Origin of the sequence: Actinomyces sp. S4-C9 (assembly GCF_000758775.1) — a bacterium.
GTDB lineage: Bacteria > Actinomycetota > Actinomycetes > Actinomycetales > Actinomycetaceae > Gleimia > Gleimia europaea.
The window spans coordinates 1-15496 of the sequence record NZ_JRMU01000014.1 but is presented as its reverse complement, the minus strand read 5'-3'; the positions used below and the strand labels follow the sequence as shown (position 1 = coordinate 15496).

Annotated in this window: 13 protein-coding genes; 8 read left to right on the top strand and 5 right to left on the bottom strand. The window is 57.7% G+C overall.

Going from position 1 to position 15496, the window contains the following annotated elements:
• Nucleotides 1–96: 96 nt before the first annotated feature.
• The 3 genes from HMPREF1628_RS06510 to HMPREF1628_RS06500 all read right to left on the bottom strand — a co-directional run bounded on the left by HMPREF1628_RS06510 (nt 97) and on the right by HMPREF1628_RS06500 (nt 2733).
• Complete coding sequence (locus HMPREF1628_RS06510; protein WP_034509706.1) at nt 97–1524, bottom strand: NCS2 family permease; 1428 nt, start codon at nt 1522–1524, stop codon at nt 97–99.
• Nucleotides 1525–1619: 95 nt separating this feature from the next.
• The gene (locus HMPREF1628_RS06505; protein ID WP_034509714.1) at nt 1620–2363 is read right to left on the bottom strand and encodes a DUF3027 domain-containing protein; all 744 of its coding nucleotides are present in this window, start codon (nt 2361–2363) and stop codon (nt 1620–1622) included.
• Nucleotides 2356–2733 carry a cold-shock protein gene (locus HMPREF1628_RS06500; protein WP_034509703.1) on the bottom strand — a complete coding sequence of 126 codons (378 nt, stop codon included), beginning with the start codon at nt 2731–2733 and terminating at the stop codon, nt 2356–2358. The genes HMPREF1628_RS06505 and HMPREF1628_RS06500 overlap by 8 nt, the downstream gene beginning before the upstream one ends.
• 146 nt (nt 2734–2879) lie before the next feature.
• On the opposite strand from HMPREF1628_RS06500, the gene HMPREF1628_RS06495 reads away from it, so the two are divergent.
• From HMPREF1628_RS06495 to HMPREF1628_RS06480, 4 genes are all read left to right on the top strand, one after another.
• A complete protein-coding gene (locus tag HMPREF1628_RS06495) occupies nt 2880–4055 on the top strand; it encodes a hypothetical protein (RefSeq protein WP_156956917.1) in 1176 nt (391 codons plus the stop codon).
• A 43-nt stretch (nt 4056–4098) separates the two neighbouring features.
• Entirely contained in the window at nt 4099–6051 is a 1953-nt protein-coding gene (locus HMPREF1628_RS06490) for a hypothetical protein (protein ID WP_034509697.1), read from the top strand.
• 101 nt (nt 6052–6152) lie between these two features.
• Nucleotides 6153–6860: a PspA/IM30 family protein gene (locus HMPREF1628_RS06485; RefSeq protein ID WP_034509693.1), complete on the top strand. Its 708-nt coding sequence runs from the start codon at nt 6153–6155 to the stop codon at nt 6858–6860.
• A gap of 80 nt (nt 6861–6940) precedes the next feature.
• Nucleotides 6941–7501 carry an NYN domain-containing protein gene (locus tag HMPREF1628_RS06480; RefSeq protein ID WP_034509690.1) on the top strand — a complete coding sequence of 187 codons (561 nt, stop codon included), beginning with the start codon at nt 6941–6943 and terminating at the stop codon, nt 7499–7501.
• Between the two features lie 105 nt (nt 7502–7606).
• Here HMPREF1628_RS06480 and HMPREF1628_RS06475 read toward each other — a convergent pair whose 3' ends face one another.
• Nucleotides 7607–8134, bottom strand: coding sequence for an amino-acid N-acetyltransferase (locus HMPREF1628_RS06475; RefSeq protein ID WP_034509686.1), 528 nt, complete (start codon nt 8132–8134; stop codon nt 7607–7609).
• Between the two features lie 14 nt (nt 8135–8148).
• A complete protein-coding gene (locus HMPREF1628_RS06470) occupies nt 8149–9117 on the bottom strand; it encodes a sugar-binding transcriptional regulator (protein WP_070620764.1) in 969 nt (322 codons plus the stop codon).
• 290 nt (nt 9118–9407) lie between these two features.
• Here HMPREF1628_RS06470 and glpK point away from each other — a divergent pair, with 290 nt between their 5' ends.
• From glpK to HMPREF1628_RS06450, 4 genes are all read left to right on the top strand, one after another.
• Complete coding sequence (glpK, locus tag HMPREF1628_RS06465; RefSeq protein ID WP_034509683.1) at nt 9408–10934, top strand: glycerol kinase GlpK; 1527 nt, start codon at nt 9408–9410, stop codon at nt 10932–10934.
• Nucleotides 10935–11323: 389 nt separating this feature from the next.
• Nucleotides 11324–12913 carry an anaerobic glycerol-3-phosphate dehydrogenase subunit GlpA gene (gene glpA, locus HMPREF1628_RS06460; protein WP_034509681.1) on the top strand — a complete coding sequence of 530 codons (1590 nt, stop codon included), beginning with the start codon at nt 11324–11326 and terminating at the stop codon, nt 12911–12913.
• On the top strand, nt 12910–14169 hold the full coding sequence (gene glpB / locus HMPREF1628_RS06455) for a glycerol-3-phosphate dehydrogenase subunit GlpB (RefSeq protein WP_034509679.1): 1260 nt from the start codon (nt 12910–12912) through the stop codon (nt 14167–14169). The genes glpA and glpB overlap by 4 nt, the downstream gene beginning before the upstream one ends.
• The gene (locus HMPREF1628_RS06450; RefSeq protein ID WP_052038954.1) at nt 14169–15452 is read left to right on the top strand and encodes an anaerobic glycerol-3-phosphate dehydrogenase subunit C; all 1284 of its coding nucleotides are present in this window, start codon (nt 14169–14171) and stop codon (nt 15450–15452) included. The genes glpB and HMPREF1628_RS06450 overlap by 1 nt, the downstream gene beginning before the upstream one ends.
• The last annotated feature ends 44 nt before the right edge of the window (nt 15453–15496 follow it).

Here is a 15496-nt window from a genome sequence, read left to right as displayed (position 1 = left end):
CGCGAAGAGGTTATCTTCGCGAGCCGCACTGAATATTGGGTTGTAGCTACGGGCTTAGCTCCGGATCAGTCTGGCCAGGTTGCCCGTAGCGAAAGCTTAGGCTCCCAGTGCAGCTTGGATTGGGCCGAGCACGAAGTAAACCGCAAACAGAATGGACACGATCCACATGAGCGGCTTAACCTGCTTTGCCTTGCCAACTGCTACCGCGGCGATCACGTAGGTGATGAAGCCGGTGCCGATACCTACCGAAATGGAGTAGGCGAACGGCATGAACGCGATGGTAAGGAATGCCGGGATTGCGATCTCTGGCCTCTTCCATTCGATGTCCAGAACCTGCGTCATCATCAGGAAGCCAACGAACACGAGGGCGGTAGACGCTGCCTCGGTTGGGACTAGCTCCACGACGGGCGCGAGGAAAATGGACAGTAGGAACAGGATGCCGGTGACAACGGAAGCTAGACCGGTGCGCGCACCTTCACCAACACCCGCCGAGGATTCGACGTAGGAGGTGTTGGAGGACGTGCCTGCCAGGCCGCCGGCGATGGCTGCAAGGGAGTCAATGACGAGGATCTGACGTGAGCGCGGCGGGGTGCCGTTCTCGTCCAACAGATCGCCTTCAGCACCAATCGCAACCATGGTGCCCATGGTGTCGAAGAAGTCGGCAAGCATGAGCGAGAAGATCAGCAGTACAACGGCTAGCGGGCCGAGCTTACCGAACGCGCCAAATAGGTCGAATGCACCTAGCGACGAGAAATCGGGAAGCGAGACCGGGGAGCCGGAAAGCTCTGGAACGGTAACGCCCCAGCCGGTCGGGTTCTCATCACTCTTCGGCCCAATCGCTACGATGGCCTGAATGATGACGGCAAGCACGGTGGAAGAAATGATGCCGATTAGGATCGCGCCGCGAACCTTACGCACGTAAAGCACGATGGTTAGCAGAAGGCCCACGACAAACACGAGGGCTGGCCAGCCGGCAAGCGATCCGTCAATGCCCAGCTGAACGGGGGTGCCGCCGGGACGGATAATGCCCGCGTTGATAAGGCCAACGAACGCAATGAACAGGCCAATACCAACCGAAATAGCCACCTTGAGCTGGTTAGGCACCGCATTGAAGACGGCCTCACGGAATCCGGTCAGAACCAGGATTGTGATGAGGATGCCTTCCCAAACAATCAGACCCATTGCCTCTTGGAAGGTGAGGCCCGAACCGAGGACGAGGGTAAACGCAACCATGGCGTTCAAACCCATGCCGGCTGCAAGTGCCATCGGGTAGTTGGCAACTAGGCCCATGAGGATTGTCATGACGCCTGCTACGAGTGCCGTTGCCGCCGCGATGGTTGGGATCGTTAGGGATCCATCTTCGGGGAATGCTGCGGATAGGATGATGGGATTAAGAACGAGGATGTAGGCCATTGCGAAGAAGGTGACAAAGCCACCTCGTACTTCGCGACCAATCGTGGAACCGCGTTCAGTAATGTGAAAGAAACTATCTAGCTTTGAGCGCTGTGCAGTATTGGTACTCACGGGTCAATGGTCTCACTGCGCGCGTTTCTGTGATTGCGCTACCACCATGTGGACACCGGGTAGCGGGAGTCACATTTCCTGCGTGTTTTAGGGTTTTAGAGGTCGCTGATGATCTCTAGGTCCAGTTCGTTCACGCGCGGAGGCACCACGTTCCATTGGCTACCGGTTTCTTGCACGTCGGTTTCAGAGTGGGCACCGCACGCGTAGGTGAGGGGAATGAGGCGGCCGTCGTGGCCAGACCACTCGTTGGAGCACACGCCGAAGCTGTCCCCCAGTTCGGAGCGAAGGGCAACGAGGAAGCCGCAGGATGCGCACGTGGACTTCGAGTCGGTTTTGTTCACTTTGCCGCGCGAGCGCCTGTGCCATCTGATGCGCGCGGTGTCTATGCCTTCTTGCGAGAGGGTCCGCACGCGCGAGAGAGGAGGCTCGTCCGACCCGTACTTGGAGTCGCGGATCAGCGTGAGGCGAGAATCCTCTTGCCGGTATGGAAGCACGTCTGAGGGGGATACATCGGATGGGCGCAGGCGTTCTTCCCAGGGAACCCACTCGGGTGCGAGCAGGGCGCCTTTGCCGGGCAAAAGATCAATTTCGGATACGGTTACTCGCCGCGCCCGTGGAACTCTGGACACGGTTACGGCCCAGTGCCAGCCTTGGTAGCCCGCTTTGTTTGCGGCAAAAAAGTGTGTGAGCAGGCGTTCACCGTCGGCGCGGTAGCCCAGATGTTCGCCGATTTCGTTTGGTTCGACAACCTCAAGGACGATCTCTAAGGTCTCTTTTACCGCGTCCTTGAGGATCTTGTCGGCCGCTACAGCGGGTTCATTCTTTTCGTTTTCAAGCATCAAAATCATCCGCTACAGCGCGCAGTAGGTCCGCGATCTTGTCTGAGTTGTTCGGGTATTTTCCGTGGCGAAGCGATCCGGATGCGGAGTCAAGTACCTTAATTAGGTCTTCAACTAGCCCAACCATTTGTTGGGGTTTCCGACGGTTTAGCTTGCTTATGGAGGGCGAGGCTTGCAGGATCTCTACGAACATTGCCTGCGCGCCTTTGCGGCCGTCAACTACAGAGTATTCAACGCGAGTGCCACCCTTCGGCGCGCGAACGCCTTCGGGCAGTGCGGATGCATGGAGGAAAACGGATTCGCCGTCGTCTCCTTCGATAAATCCGAATCCCCGATCCGCGTCGAAGAATTTCACCTTGCCGGTGGGCACTGGGGCCTCCTAAGTCTGTTTTCTCGCTTATATTGTTACGTCTAGCCCCTATGATAGTGCGAGAGACAATGTCATCGCCAAGGGTGGCGCGTTTGCGCTGGGAGTTGGTTGGTGTGGCGCATCGCAAAATTGGTGAGGGAGGCCGCGTGAGCACGGTAGTTTGGTTGTTTGGCGCGGGCGCGGCGCTAGTGGTTGTTGCGGTTGCTGTTGCTGCTTTTGCGCGGCGTTCCCAGGCTCGAAAGAACGGCGAGGACGGCCTGGATTCGCAAAGGATGGATGCGGCTGTGCCCGCTGAACCGGCAGATGAAGACCAAGGCGCCCCCGCAGACGAGGCCGCGAGCGTCGCTGCGAATCATGAGGCGAGTGAGGACGTAGGTAACGACTCGGAGGAAGTACCGGCCGAGGCTAACGAGGTGTTGTCTCCGGCCGCAGATCCGCTTAACGCGTTCGACTTGGATTGCGCGATTCGTGAGATGCGCCGTGAGTACTGGGCTTCGCGCTGGATGTTTGGCGAGGATGCCTGCGCGGATTTACGGTTTGAGCTGGGCAGGGCTCGCGCACTGGCCGCTTCCTGTCTGGCTGATGCAACCGTGGTGGAAGGAAAAGCCAAGCTCCCCGCCGGTTGCACGCGAATGAACACCGCGGTGTCTGCTGTGAGAGAACCCGCCGCGCCTCTGCGTTCCCTGCGCGCAAACAAGTACGCGCATGCCTTAGCCTCGTATAGGGCGGAAGATCCAGCTTCAGTCAATCCTCATCGCGCCGCGGTTCGAGCAGGCCGCTATGTGAGCCCAGATCCAACGTTTGGCTTAGCTCGACTCGCCAGCGAAATCGAGGAGGGGCTTGCCGCAGCACGCCTGGAGGTGGCAAGGGTGTCCCCCACCGCAGGCTCGGAGGTTTCCGCACGCATGCGTGCTGGCCTGGCGCAGGCACAAAAGATCGTGTCTAAATCCGTGAAAACGTTGGCCTTACTACAAGAACCAACTGCTACGGACTTGTTTCAGATTGAGGCTGACTTACTTCGGGCAGTGTGGATTCGCCGCGCGATTGACCTGACGAGCAAGTACTTGCCGGCTAAAGAGTGGGCGCGCGTGTCGGGCAGCGAGGTGGAGTGGACGCGCCTGGCGATCCTAACTACTCGCCTTGCCGAAATCCTCATCGATCTACGCCAAAACGTAGAAGCTGAAGACCTAGCAAAGCTCGCGGGCTGCCTGGTGATACTCGATCCCGGTCCACAAGATGAACGGCCCACCCTTCCGGTTCGCACATGTGAGCAGATCACTAGAACATGTGAGCAGATCGCGCTTGCATCGAGCGAAGTTTGAGCTTTGACCTGACACAGGCCGGCTTTTACGCGAAACTAAGGGTATGAAGAAGCGCTCTGTACTGGTAACTCTAGCCACTGCCCTACTGATGTTTTTGCCATCAATGGCAAGCGCAGCGGTACGCATCGATGATTCTCACGTGATTGACGAGGTTGGGGTTCTCGATGCTGACACCAAGGCACAGCTCGAAACGATGACCACAACCGCGGTGGATTTCCCGTTCTACATGGTTATTACGCAGGATTGGGAAGGCACTTCCCCATCGTCGTGGTGTTCCAAGCTGGGTGATGACAACCCTTCACTGCCAGCTTCTGCAGTGGTTTACGCGATTGCAACCGAGCTTGGCGAGTACAACATTTGCTTGGGCCCTGCCGCGCCTGTTGATTCTTCGCAGGCGGACTCTGCGGCGGCTTCGGGTTCTTCAAACCTGCGCGGGGGAATAACGCCTGAGCATTTGGCGGCGGCTCTCGCGGACACGGCACGGTTACTTACTGAAAGTGAGAACAGTTCGGGCGGCTCTACAAACAGCGGTTCTGATAGTGATTCGGAGGTCGTCGGCTTCCTCGTGATGCTTTTCTTCTCATTCGTCGTGTTTGTACTGGCGGCTGCGTTTATCCAGCGTAGTAAGAAAAAGCACGCGGGCCAGGCTAGTAAGCGCCGGACGGAGCAGTTGAAAGATCGCATTAAGAAGCTGAATGTTTCAATGATGCAAACTGATGACGCGGTTCGTGCGGCCAGGGAAGACTTGGCATTCGCACAGGCTCAGTTTGGCGAGCTGGAAACTACGGAATTTGCGCAGGCATTGGATGAAGCCACGGCAATCATGACGCAGGCCTTCAAGAAGCAGCCCGAGATGGAGTCGGAAACCAACCCCGATACGCAGACCAAGCTGGTTGACGAGCTAGAAGACGATGTAACTCGCGTTAGCGCGATTTTGGACGCGCAGGCCAAGCGTTTTAGCGAGCTTCGAGACGTCGAATCTAATATCGATTCGAATATTTCCAGCATCGACCAGCGCATAAGCGAGGCGCGCGAGCGGGTGGAGCACGCGAAGTTGGAGATCAAGTCGCTTCGTCTCACCTACTCCGATCAGGTTTTGCAATCCATTTTGGATAATCCGGACGAGGCCAACCGCCTGCTCGACGCGGCAAGCCAGGCGCTTACGGAAGCCAAGGCGAAGAAGGATTCGGATCGCAAGACGGGCGTTTTCCACGTGAATCTTGCAATGCGCGCGCTCACGCAGGCGCTTGCTCAGATCAAGGAGGTCATGAGCGCTGAGGCGAACTTGCAAGATGCAAAGAATAAGCTGGCCCAAGCTATCGGTTCTATCTCTTCAGATCTTGAGGACGTTTCGCGTCTAGCCCACAACCAGGCGTCGTTCAATCCGTTGGTTGAGGATGCTCATCGCGCAATCGAGCACGGTAACGCGGCCCGGCGTGGCGGCGCTGATCCGCTGAGTGCTCTGACCGAACTTCATGAAGCCGAGGACGCCCTCGACAACGCATTGTTACCGCTACGTAACGCAGAAGAGAAGCAGCGTCGTACCAATGCTCGCCTGGATCGCAGGTTCGCAGAGGTAGATGCCGCGATCGTCCGCGCCGATTCACACGTGTCAGCCCACCCGTTCAGCGCTAGTTCACAGGCGCGAACTCTCATCGCACGGGCGAAGGCGAAGCGGGCTGAGGCCGCGAAGGTTGCGCCGTCTTCCCCCATGGAAGCCCTTGATTTGCTCGCTGACGCGCTTGTGCTTGCCAACCGTGCCGTCGATTTGTCATCCGGCCCCACGCCACCGCGCGGTTCGGGAGGTTCGAGTAGCGGAATTGACCTCACCTCACTGCTCTTGGGCGGACTCTTGTTTGGCGGCGGTGGCTCTAGCGGCAGCTCTAGGGGCGGCTTTGACTTCGGCGGATCGGGTGGTTTCGGTGGTGGTTTCAGCTCCGGCAGCTCCGGCGGCTTTAGCGGCGGTTTCAGCTCGGGAGGATCCGGGAAGTTCTGATTTAACGCGCCGTGAGTGCCGCGTCACATATATACTGAAAATGCACGTCTGTGCGCGTCTTGGGCGCCTTCGCCCTGGCGTTTTCCTTGAAAGGAGATCATATGGCAGAGAAGCAGTCGATCCTAGGCCGCATTTCACAACTTGCTAAGGCGAACATCAATGCACTCTTGGACCGCGCTGAGGATCCGAAGAAGATGCTTGATCAGCTTGTTCGCGACTACACGAACTCGATCGCGGAGGCCGAGGAGGCCGTCGCGCAGACCATTGGAAACCTCCGTCTTGCACAGGCCGATTATGACTCCGACGTCGCGGCTGCCAAGGAATGGGGCGAGAAGGCTGTAGCCGCATCTGCTCGCGCTGACTCCGCTACCGATCCAGCAGAGGTTGACAAGTGGAACAACTTGGCAAAGGTTGCTCTTGGCAAACAGCTTAGCTACGAGAAGTCGGCTGAGAATGCAGAGCCAATGATCGCAAGCCAGACCGAGGTTGTTGACAAACTCAAGCTTGGTCTTGCTCAGTCGAAGGAAAAGCTCGAGGATTTGAAGCGCCGCCGCGATGAGCTTGTGGCCCGTCAGAAGACGGCAGCCGCTCAGGCGAAGTTGCAGGATACGGTTAGCTCAATCAACGTGCTTGACCCCACTTCGGAGCTTTCCCGCTTTGAGGATCAGATTCGCCGTGAAGAAGCGATGGCTCAGGGCCGCGCAGAACTCGCAGCTGATTCTTTCGCGTCCCAGTTCGACGAACTGGATAACTTGGACGAGCAGTCTGAAATTGAGGCTCGCTTGGCCACTCTAAAGAAGAAGTCTTAAATCGCTTAGGCGCAAGGCTTCAACTACAAATTTCAATTACATGGGTGGGGCTTTTTGCCCCACCCATTGAAAGTATCAAAATGGATCCGCTTACTTATTTAATTATTGATGGCGAAAATATTGACACCACGCTTGGTGTCTCGGTGCTGGATCGAAAGCCAGCGTCGGAAGAGCGTCCCCGGTGGGACCGCGTTCTAACTTCCACCGAGGAGCTTTGGGACCAGCCGGTAAAGGGCCTGTTCTTCCTGAATGCTTCGTCGGGCTACATGCCAATGAACTTCGTGCAGGCACTGCTTGCAATGCGTTACCGCCCAATCCCGCTTTCGGGCGTACCGGATGACCAGGTGGTTGATCAGGGCATTAAGAAGACACTGGATGCGATTGGCGAACGCGGGTCTGGTGACGTGATTTTGGCCAGCCACGATGGCGACTACGAGCCAGAAATCAAGCGCCTCCTTGAGGCCGGCCGCCGCGTTGGCATTCTCGGTTTCCCCGAGTTCATCTCGTCTGGCCTGCATGACCTGACCGATGAGGGCTTGGAGATCATCGACATTGAGCACGGCATTGACGCGTTCCAGGTGCGTCTGCCGCGCTTGCGTATCATCGATCTCGAGGATTTCGATCCGTACGAGTTCATCTAGGTTTACGCGGCGAATAACATCTAGCGAGGGCGGCTTTCAACCGTGGTTGAGGGCCGCTTTTGCTTTGCGTCTCGGACGTGAGGTGAGCGCAGGTAGTGCGGCTTCCTAAAGGTGCAAGATCATGCGGGTGTTGCCCAGGGTGTTGGGTTTGACGGAGGCCAGTTCAAGAAATTCGCGCACGCCGTCATCGTGGGTGCGCAGCATTTTTTGGTACACGTCTACGCCCACTGCCGTTCCTTCAAAGGCTTCGAAGCCGTGCCGGGCAAAGAAATCAACTGCGAACGTTAGGCAAAAGACGCGCTTTAATTGCAGGTCACGCGCCCGCTCGACAAGGGCGTTCAAGATGAGTGAGCCCACGCCACTTCCACGCGCAGCGGGGGAAGCGGCAAGGGTGCGCACCTCCGCAATGTCGTCCCAGAGGACGTGGAGGGCGCCGCAAGCCAAAACTTCACTATCTTTTTCAGCGACGATGAACTCTTGAATGTCCTCAAAGTAGGCGATGAGGGGTTTGTCCACGAGTATCTTTTGCTGAACGTAGGGCTTGGTGAGGTTCCAGATCGCGCGGGCATCAGCCGGGCGGGCAAAGCGCAACTGCACTCGCCCCGCAGCAGTCTGAATGGTTTGGTTAAGCATCCCCTCCAGTATGGCTAACGCAGGCCGGTGGTGCGCGCGCGTTCCAACACTCGGCGGGCGGTGCGGTCATCAACCACTAGGTCGGTGACAACGCCGGCGCGTAGCGCGCCAATGAGGGGGATGGCTTTGGCCTCTCCCGCCACCACACACAGGCGCGTGGGAATAGTTTTCAGCAGCTTCGGGGTGGGGCCGGACGCGCGCCGGTTAATGGCCATGTCTTCATAAGAGCCATCTTCGCGAATGAGGACGGTGCAAATGTCTCCCACCACTCCCTCGTTACGTGCTTCCGCCATTTCAGCTGGGTCGAGGAATCCCGCGGAGTACACGTGCGAGGGCACGTCTCCCCCAAAGGCACCTACGCCGAACATCGCCACATCAACCTTCGAGATGAGGTCTACTACGCTCTTCACCGAGCGTTCCCGCCACATCGCTTCTTTTGTTTCTTCATAGTCGAAGAATGCGGGCACCGGGAAATGCACCATGGATGCCCCAAGAGCGTCTGCCGCCCGCGAGATCGTGGTATCGATGTAGTTCACGCCCGTGCCTGATGCACTTGCCGCACCATTCATTTGCACAACCGTTGTGTTGTCGATGTTCACCGGCGTGAGGTTGCGGGCAACCTCGGCGGTGGTATTACCCCACGCGATACCGATCTTGCTGCCGGGGTGGATGAAGTCGAGCAGGCGTTCGGCCGCAACTTTAGCTACCGAGTCGAGGCGGTTTACGCCGGTGTCGTGGTCGCGCACACGCACCACGGTTGAGCGGATGCCGAAAATCTGGTTGAGCTCGCCAGCTAGGGTGCCACGCTCGCCGGGCGCCGGCGCTACGGTAATGCGGACCAGGCCGGATTCGCGGGCATATGCCAGCAGTCGCGAAACAGAGGACCGCGAAACCCCGAGGTGACGCGCAATCATCTCCATGGTTTCGCCCTGTAGGTAGTACATTGATGCGGCCTCGTGCGCATCGTTATCACGTATGCTCATTCTTCATAGTTTGCCATGCACGGCTGTTCAATTCAGGAGGTTAGGGGTTCATACCTGCAATCTAGACCACAGTTTTGGGATACAACTAACTATCGATGTCGCTTACTGATGACCAGACAACGCATTCAAGGAGCCTAACTGCAAACCGGTGACCTGATCGGTTTGTAGTGCAAGTCTCAACGATGAGCGATAGACTTCGTGATGCATGGCACAAAGGTGCAGCGACGCAGGTCAACGCTTGTTGATTCGCCCATTCATTCAACTGTTTACACAAGGAAGTGAAGGTAAACATGAGCGAAAAGAAGTACGTACTTGCCATTGATCAGGGCACTACGTCATCTCGCGCAATTGTGTTCGACCACGACGGTGAGATTGTTTCGGTAGGACAGCTCGAGCACGAGCAGATTTTCCCGAAGGCCGGCTGGGTAGAGCACAATCCGATTGAGATTCGCGACAACATTCATCAGGCCATTGGCTCCGCATTGGCAGGTGCTGCTATCAACCGCCACAGTCTCGCCGCTGTCGGCATCACCAACCAGCGTGAGACCACGATCGTTTGGGATAAGAACACTGGTGAGCCGGTTTACAACGCAATCGTTTGGCAGGACACGCGTACGGCTGAGATCGTTCGCGAGCTCGCCGGCGATGAGGGCAACGATCGTTTCCGCGATCGTTGCGGCCTCCCGCTTTCCACCTACTTCTCCGGCCCGAAGATCAAGTGGATTCTTGACAACGTAGAGGGCGCTCGCGAGCGCGCCGAGGCTGGAGACCTACTGTTTGGCAACACGGACACCTGGACGTTGTGGAACCTCACTGGCGGTCCGGATGGCGGTGTTCACGTCACTGACGTAACGAACGCTTCTCGTACGATGCTCATGGACATCGAGACCCTGAAGTGGCGCGAGGACACCTGCGCTGACATGGGCATCCCGATGTCGATGCTTCCGGAGATTCGCTCCTCTGCTGAGGTCTACGGCTATGGTTCGAAGAACTCGCTGATCATCGACACCCCGATCGCGGGTATCCTCGGTGACCAGCAGGCTGCAACGTTCGGCCAGGCTTGCTTCGAAAAGGGCATGGCTAAGAACACCTACGGCACCGGCTGCTTCATGCTTATCAACACCGGTGAAGAGCCCGTTCAGTCCGAGAATGGCCTTCTGACCACCGTTTGCTACAAGATTGGCGACCAGCCAACCAAGTACGCACTCGAGGGTTCGATTGCTGTTACCGGCTCGCTCGTACAGTGGATCCGCGACAACCTGCACATGATCCACACCGCTCCGGAAATCGAGCCGCTTGCTAAGTCCGTTAAGGACAACGGTGGCGTCTACTTTGTTCCGGCATTCTCCGGCCTCTTCGCCCCGTATTGGAAGGACGAGGCACGTGGCGCCATCGTTGGCCTCACGCGCTACAACACCGCTGGCCACATCGCCCGCGCTGTGCTTGAGGCTACTGCGTTCCAGACCCGCGAGGTTCTTGACGCTATGAACGCTGACTCGGGCGTTGACCTGACCGAACTTCGCGTTGACGGCGGCATGGTTGCTAACGAGCTGCTCATGCAGTTCCAGGCTGACGTGCTTGGCGTAGACGTTGTTGCTCCGAAGGTTACGGAGACCACCGCTCTTGGCGCTGCATACGCAGCTGGTATTGCGGTTGGCTTCTGGCAGGGCGAGCAGGACGTTATCGACAACTGGTCTGAGGGCAAGCGCTGGACGCCGAAGATGGATGCGGAAGAGCGCGAGCGCACTTACCGCCTCTGGAAGAAGGCAGTAACCCGCACCTTCGACTGGGTTGACGAGGACGTTCGCAACGCGTAACTCCTAGTTCCCAAAAAGCTGTGGCCCCGATTTTTCGGGGCCACAGCTTTTTGCACATTCGTTCGAGCGGGTTTTATTTTGACCTTTCAAGAGACAGTGGTCACGATTTATCTAAGTCATTCGTTTCATAAATAGCCGCTCTTGGCCGTTCACAAACGTGCACGACGAGACACGAAAACCTCACCCATGTGTGTACAGCCGGGTTTCACAAAGTTCAAAATCCCCGTAAATACAGGGAAAACACAAGAACTAACTTGCACATATTTTCAGTGATAGCAGGAAGGATTGAGAATCCGAAAATCGGCAATTAGCGAATGCTTTTCGTCCTAGCCTTGAGGTGAGATGAGTGGCCGCGGGTGCGGCCACTCCCTGATGACCAGGAGTGATCAATGAAGAAACTCGACACAGAAGTTGTTGTTATCGGTGGTGGAGCAACCGGTGTCGGCGTGCTGAGGGACCTCGTAATGCGCGGTTTCAAAGCAGTTTTGGTAGAACGCGCCGATATTGGCCAAGGCACCACGGGCCGTTACCACGGACTCCTCCACTCCGGTGGCCGATACGTCGTATCAGACCCGATTTCGGCAGCCGAGTGCGCTGAAGAAAACGAGATTATTGCTAACCTGCACCCGGATGCGGTGGAGGACACGGGCGGCCTCTTTGTTGTAACGCCGGAGGATGATCCCGAGTTTGGCGACAAGTTCCTTGCCGGCGCTCAGGCCACCGGCGTGTGGACCGAAGAAATCGAACCGTCCGAGGCGCTTGCGCAAGAACCTCGCCTAAATCCGGGTTTGCTTCGCGCATTCAAGGTCAAGGACAAGACGGTTGATGGCTGGGCGATGTTGTGGGGCGCAATCCGCTCCGCAAAGCTGTACGGCGCCGAGGTTCTCACCTACCACCGCGTGGAGAAGATCGAGACCGCATACAACCAGGTGATCGCGGTTCACGCCCACGGCATGAAGACCGGTGAGGATGTTCGCATCAACTGTAAGTTTGTGATCAACGCGGGCGGCCCCTGGTCTGGTCAGATTGCGGCGATGGCTGGCGCGCACGGCGTGGATGTGGTTCCGGGCCGCGGCATCATGATCGCTATGAACCACCGCTTGGTAAACCAGGTTGTGAACCGCTGTATCTACCCCTCAGACGGCGACATCATCGTTCCGGTCCACACGGTTTCGATTATTGGCACCACGGATGTCAAGGTGGAAGACCCGGATCACCTGGAGATTCCACGCAACGAAGTTCAGCAGATGCTGGACTCTGGTGAAGCTCTTATTCCAGGATTCCGCGAGGCGCGTGCGGTGCACGCATGGGCGGGCGCTCGTCCGCTCGTTAGGGATAGCCGCGTGGATGCTTCGGACACTCGTCACATGTCGCGCACCATGTCGATCATCGACCACTCCACTCGCGACGGTATCGGCGGCCTGCTTACGATTGCTGGCGGCAAGCTCACCACGTACCGCTTGATGGCTAAGAACGTTGTTGACGTGATGTGCCGCCAGATGGATGACTGGCGTCCTTGCCGCACGGCGGAAGAGATCATGCCGGGCACGGAACGCGGTGACAACTACGAGGTCACTCACCGCCTCGAAGAGCGTGAGGGCGACCGCTTTGACGCGCAGATTGTTTGTGAGTGTGAGCTCATGAACCGCAAGATGTTTGAAACCTTGCTTGAGTCTCAGCCGGATGCAACGTTTGACGATTTGCGTCGCCAGCTTCGCCTAGGCATGGGCCCATGTCAGGGCGGTTTCTGCTCTATGCGCGCAGCGGGGATCACCCAGCAGATGGGGCGCGGCGACGCCGCTCATGTTACGGAGCTTATGCGCTTGTTCTTGAAGAATAGGTGGATTGGTTTGTGGCCGATCCTGTACGGGCGTCAGGCTCGACAAACGGCGCTCGATGACTGGATTTTCCAGGGCATTTACGACATTGAGCACCTTCCCACGGCGGACGATTCGAACAACAGTAAGGCAGTGCGATGACAACGGTAGTTATTGGCGCGGGTATCGCGGGACTTACCGCAGCAATCCGGCTTCGCGAGGCCGGCGAGCCCGTTATTTTGGCCTCGAAAGGTATCGGCGGCCTGCAGCTTTCACAGGGCACGATTGACGTTCTCGGATACGCTCCGGATCGTCTTGAAAAGCCGCTTGAAACAATCGCGGAGAATAAGTTCGAAAAGGGCGCCCCGGAAGGCGACCACCCGTACTCCATTATTGGCGCAGATGCGGTTCGCGAGGGCGTTAAGTTCGTGATGGACGAGGTTGGCGAAGGCCTACTGATTGGTGACGTTGAAAAGAACGTCCTGCTGCCCTCGGCTATTGGCGCAATGCGTCCCACCTGCATCGTGCAGCCTTCAATGATGGAGGGAGCGATCGAGCCGGGCAAGCGCTACCTGGTGGTTGGGTTCCGGCAGATGAAGGACTTTTTCCCCGAGTTTATGGCGGGCAACCTGGAGCGCCAAGAGATTGGTGGCCAGCAGATCAAGGCACGCACGCTAATGCTGGACTTCGAGGTCCGCGAAGGTGAAATCGATTCAACGGCGCTCACGTTCGCGCGAGCACTGGAAGATCCGGTTTTGCTCCGCAGGCTTGCTGACACGATCCGCCCGCACGTTGAAGATGGTGAGGTCGTAGCGCTTCCAGCAATCCTCGGCGTAAACGGCGAGGGCGTGTGGAAGCAGCTGCGCGAACTCCTGGGACACCCGGTGTTTGAGATCGCTCTACAGCCCCCGTCGGTTCCTGGAATGAGGCTGAACCAGAAGCTCACGCAGCGGGTCAAGGATCTGCGTATTCGCCTGATGCTCGGCGCTGAAGTTACCGGCGTTAAAACGGATGGCAAGCGCGTCACCCACGTAATCACCGACAGCGCTGGTGGCGGCCGTGAGATTGCTTGCGACAACGTGGTCCTGGCTGGCGGCGGGTTCGAGTCCGGTGCAATCACGCTGGATTCTTACGGCAAGATTTTTGAGCGCGCGCTGGGTCTGCCCGTGACGGGTGGTGAACTGCCAGACCTCGTACATGGTAACTACTGGGGCGAGGAGCAGAACCTGTTCAAGGTAGGCGTTGCGGTTGATAGCGATATGAGGCCGGTTGACCACGACGGCAAGGTTGTGTACGACAACGTACGCGTAATTGGTGGAACGATTGCTGGCGCTAAGCGTTGGCGAGAGAAGTCGGGCGAAGGCATTGCTCTTGGTTCGATGATTCGGGCAACCGATTCGATTCTCGGAGGTAAGTAATGAGTGACGCATTGAAGTTCGCACAGCAAAACTTTGCGCGCGCAACCCTAGATAACTGCGTTAAGTGCACGATCTGTGAGACGCAGTGCCCGGTGGCCCGTGTAACTCCGCTGTTCCCCGGACCTAAGTTTGTGGGTCCGCAGGCCGAGCGTTTCCGCCACGGCCAGTCGGTGGACCACTCGCTGGACTACTGCTCGGGTTGCGGTATTTGCACCATGGTTTGCCCGCAGGGCGTGAAGATCGCAGAGATCAACGCGCAGGCTCGCGCGGTTATGAAGGCACAGAACGGCATGCCGATTCGCGACCGCCTAATCACGCAGACCGATCTTATGGGCAAGGTAATGACCCCGTTCGCTCCCATTGCGAATGCTGCGCTTGGTATCAAGCCGCTACGCAAGGTTGTTTCCGCTGTTGTTGGCGTTTCTGAGGGAGCGCCTATGCCTACTGCGCACAACCAGTCGCTTCGCGGATGGTTGAAGAAGCGCAAGGCTCCAACCGGCCCGGCGCCGCGCGGTCCGATCGTGTTCTTCCACGGCTGTGCGGGCGGCTACTTTGAGGTCCAGACTTCGAAGCACACCATCGAGCTGCTAGAACACCTCGGCTACGAGGTTCTGGTGCCAGAACAGGGATGCTGCGGCTTGGCTGAGCAGTCCAACGGCATTTTCGGCGGCGCAACCAAGAAGGTCCTGCGCCTGTGCGACGCCCTCCTTTCGGAAGGTAAGGACCTCACCATCGTGTCTTCGTCCGGCTCGTGCGCGGGCATGCTGAAGCACGAGGCTAAGGAAATCATGGGTCTTGATGATCCTCGTCTTGAAGAAGTTGCGGTACGCACCGTGGAAACTTCTGAGTTCCTCCTTGACCTGTACTACAAGGGTGAGCTCCCCGTTGAGGACCTGCGCCGCCTGGATATGACGATTCCTTACCACCAGCCATGCCAGGTTAAGAGCCAAGCTATGGGTATGCCGGCCGTGGAGCTCATGGAGCTCGTCCCGGGCGTCAAGGTAGTGGAGTCCAACCAGCCTTGTTGCGGTATTGCGGGCACGTACGGCATGAAGTCAGAGAAGCGCGAGATTGCCGAGGCTGTTGGCAAGCCCGTGTTTGACTTCATTCGCCGCAACAACCCCGACCTTGCAGCTTGTGACACGGAAACGTGCCGCTGGCAACTGGCAAAGGGATCCGGTGCGAAGATGATTCACCCGGTTTCTCTTCTGCACTGGGCTTACGGCCTCTCTGACGATTTGCTTGAAGGCGCAATCGACGCCTCCGCAGCAGCGCAGAAGTAGCCAGATTTTCCTCCCAATATGAGACGTGGCCCCGAGTAATCGGG

Excerpts from the sequence above, each read along its gene's own strand:
- HMPREF1628_RS06505 (WP_034509714.1), bottom strand. The coding sequence starts at position 2,363 with ATGCTTGAAAACGAAAAGAATGAACCCGCTGTAGCGGCCGACAAGATC.
- HMPREF1628_RS06490 (WP_034509697.1), top strand. The coding sequence starts at position 4,099 with ATGAAGAAGCGCTCTGTACTGGTAACTCTAGCCACTGCCCTACTGATG.
- HMPREF1628_RS06485 (WP_034509693.1), top strand. The coding sequence starts at position 6,153 with ATGGCAGAGAAGCAGTCGATCCTAGGCCGCATTTCACAACTTGCTAAG.
- HMPREF1628_RS06480 (WP_034509690.1), top strand. The coding sequence starts at position 6,941 with ATGGATCCGCTTACTTATTTAATTATTGATGGCGAAAATATTGACACC.
- HMPREF1628_RS06475 (WP_034509686.1), bottom strand. The coding sequence starts at position 8,134 with ATGCTTAACCAAACCATTCAGACTGCTGCGGGGCGAGTGCAGTTGCGC.
- HMPREF1628_RS06470 (WP_070620764.1), bottom strand. The coding sequence starts at position 9,117 with ATGAGCATACGTGATAACGATGCGCACGAGGCCGCATCAATGTACTAC.
- glpK (WP_034509683.1), top strand. The coding sequence starts at position 9,408 with ATGAGCGAAAAGAAGTACGTACTTGCCATTGATCAGGGCACTACGTCA.
- glpA (WP_034509681.1), top strand. The coding sequence starts at position 11,324 with ATGAAGAAACTCGACACAGAAGTTGTTGTTATCGGTGGTGGAGCAACC.
- glpB (WP_034509679.1), top strand. The coding sequence starts at position 12,910 with ATGACAACGGTAGTTATTGGCGCGGGTATCGCGGGACTTACCGCAGCA.
- HMPREF1628_RS06450 (WP_052038954.1), top strand. The coding sequence starts at position 14,169 with ATGAGTGACGCATTGAAGTTCGCACAGCAAAACTTTGCGCGCGCAACC.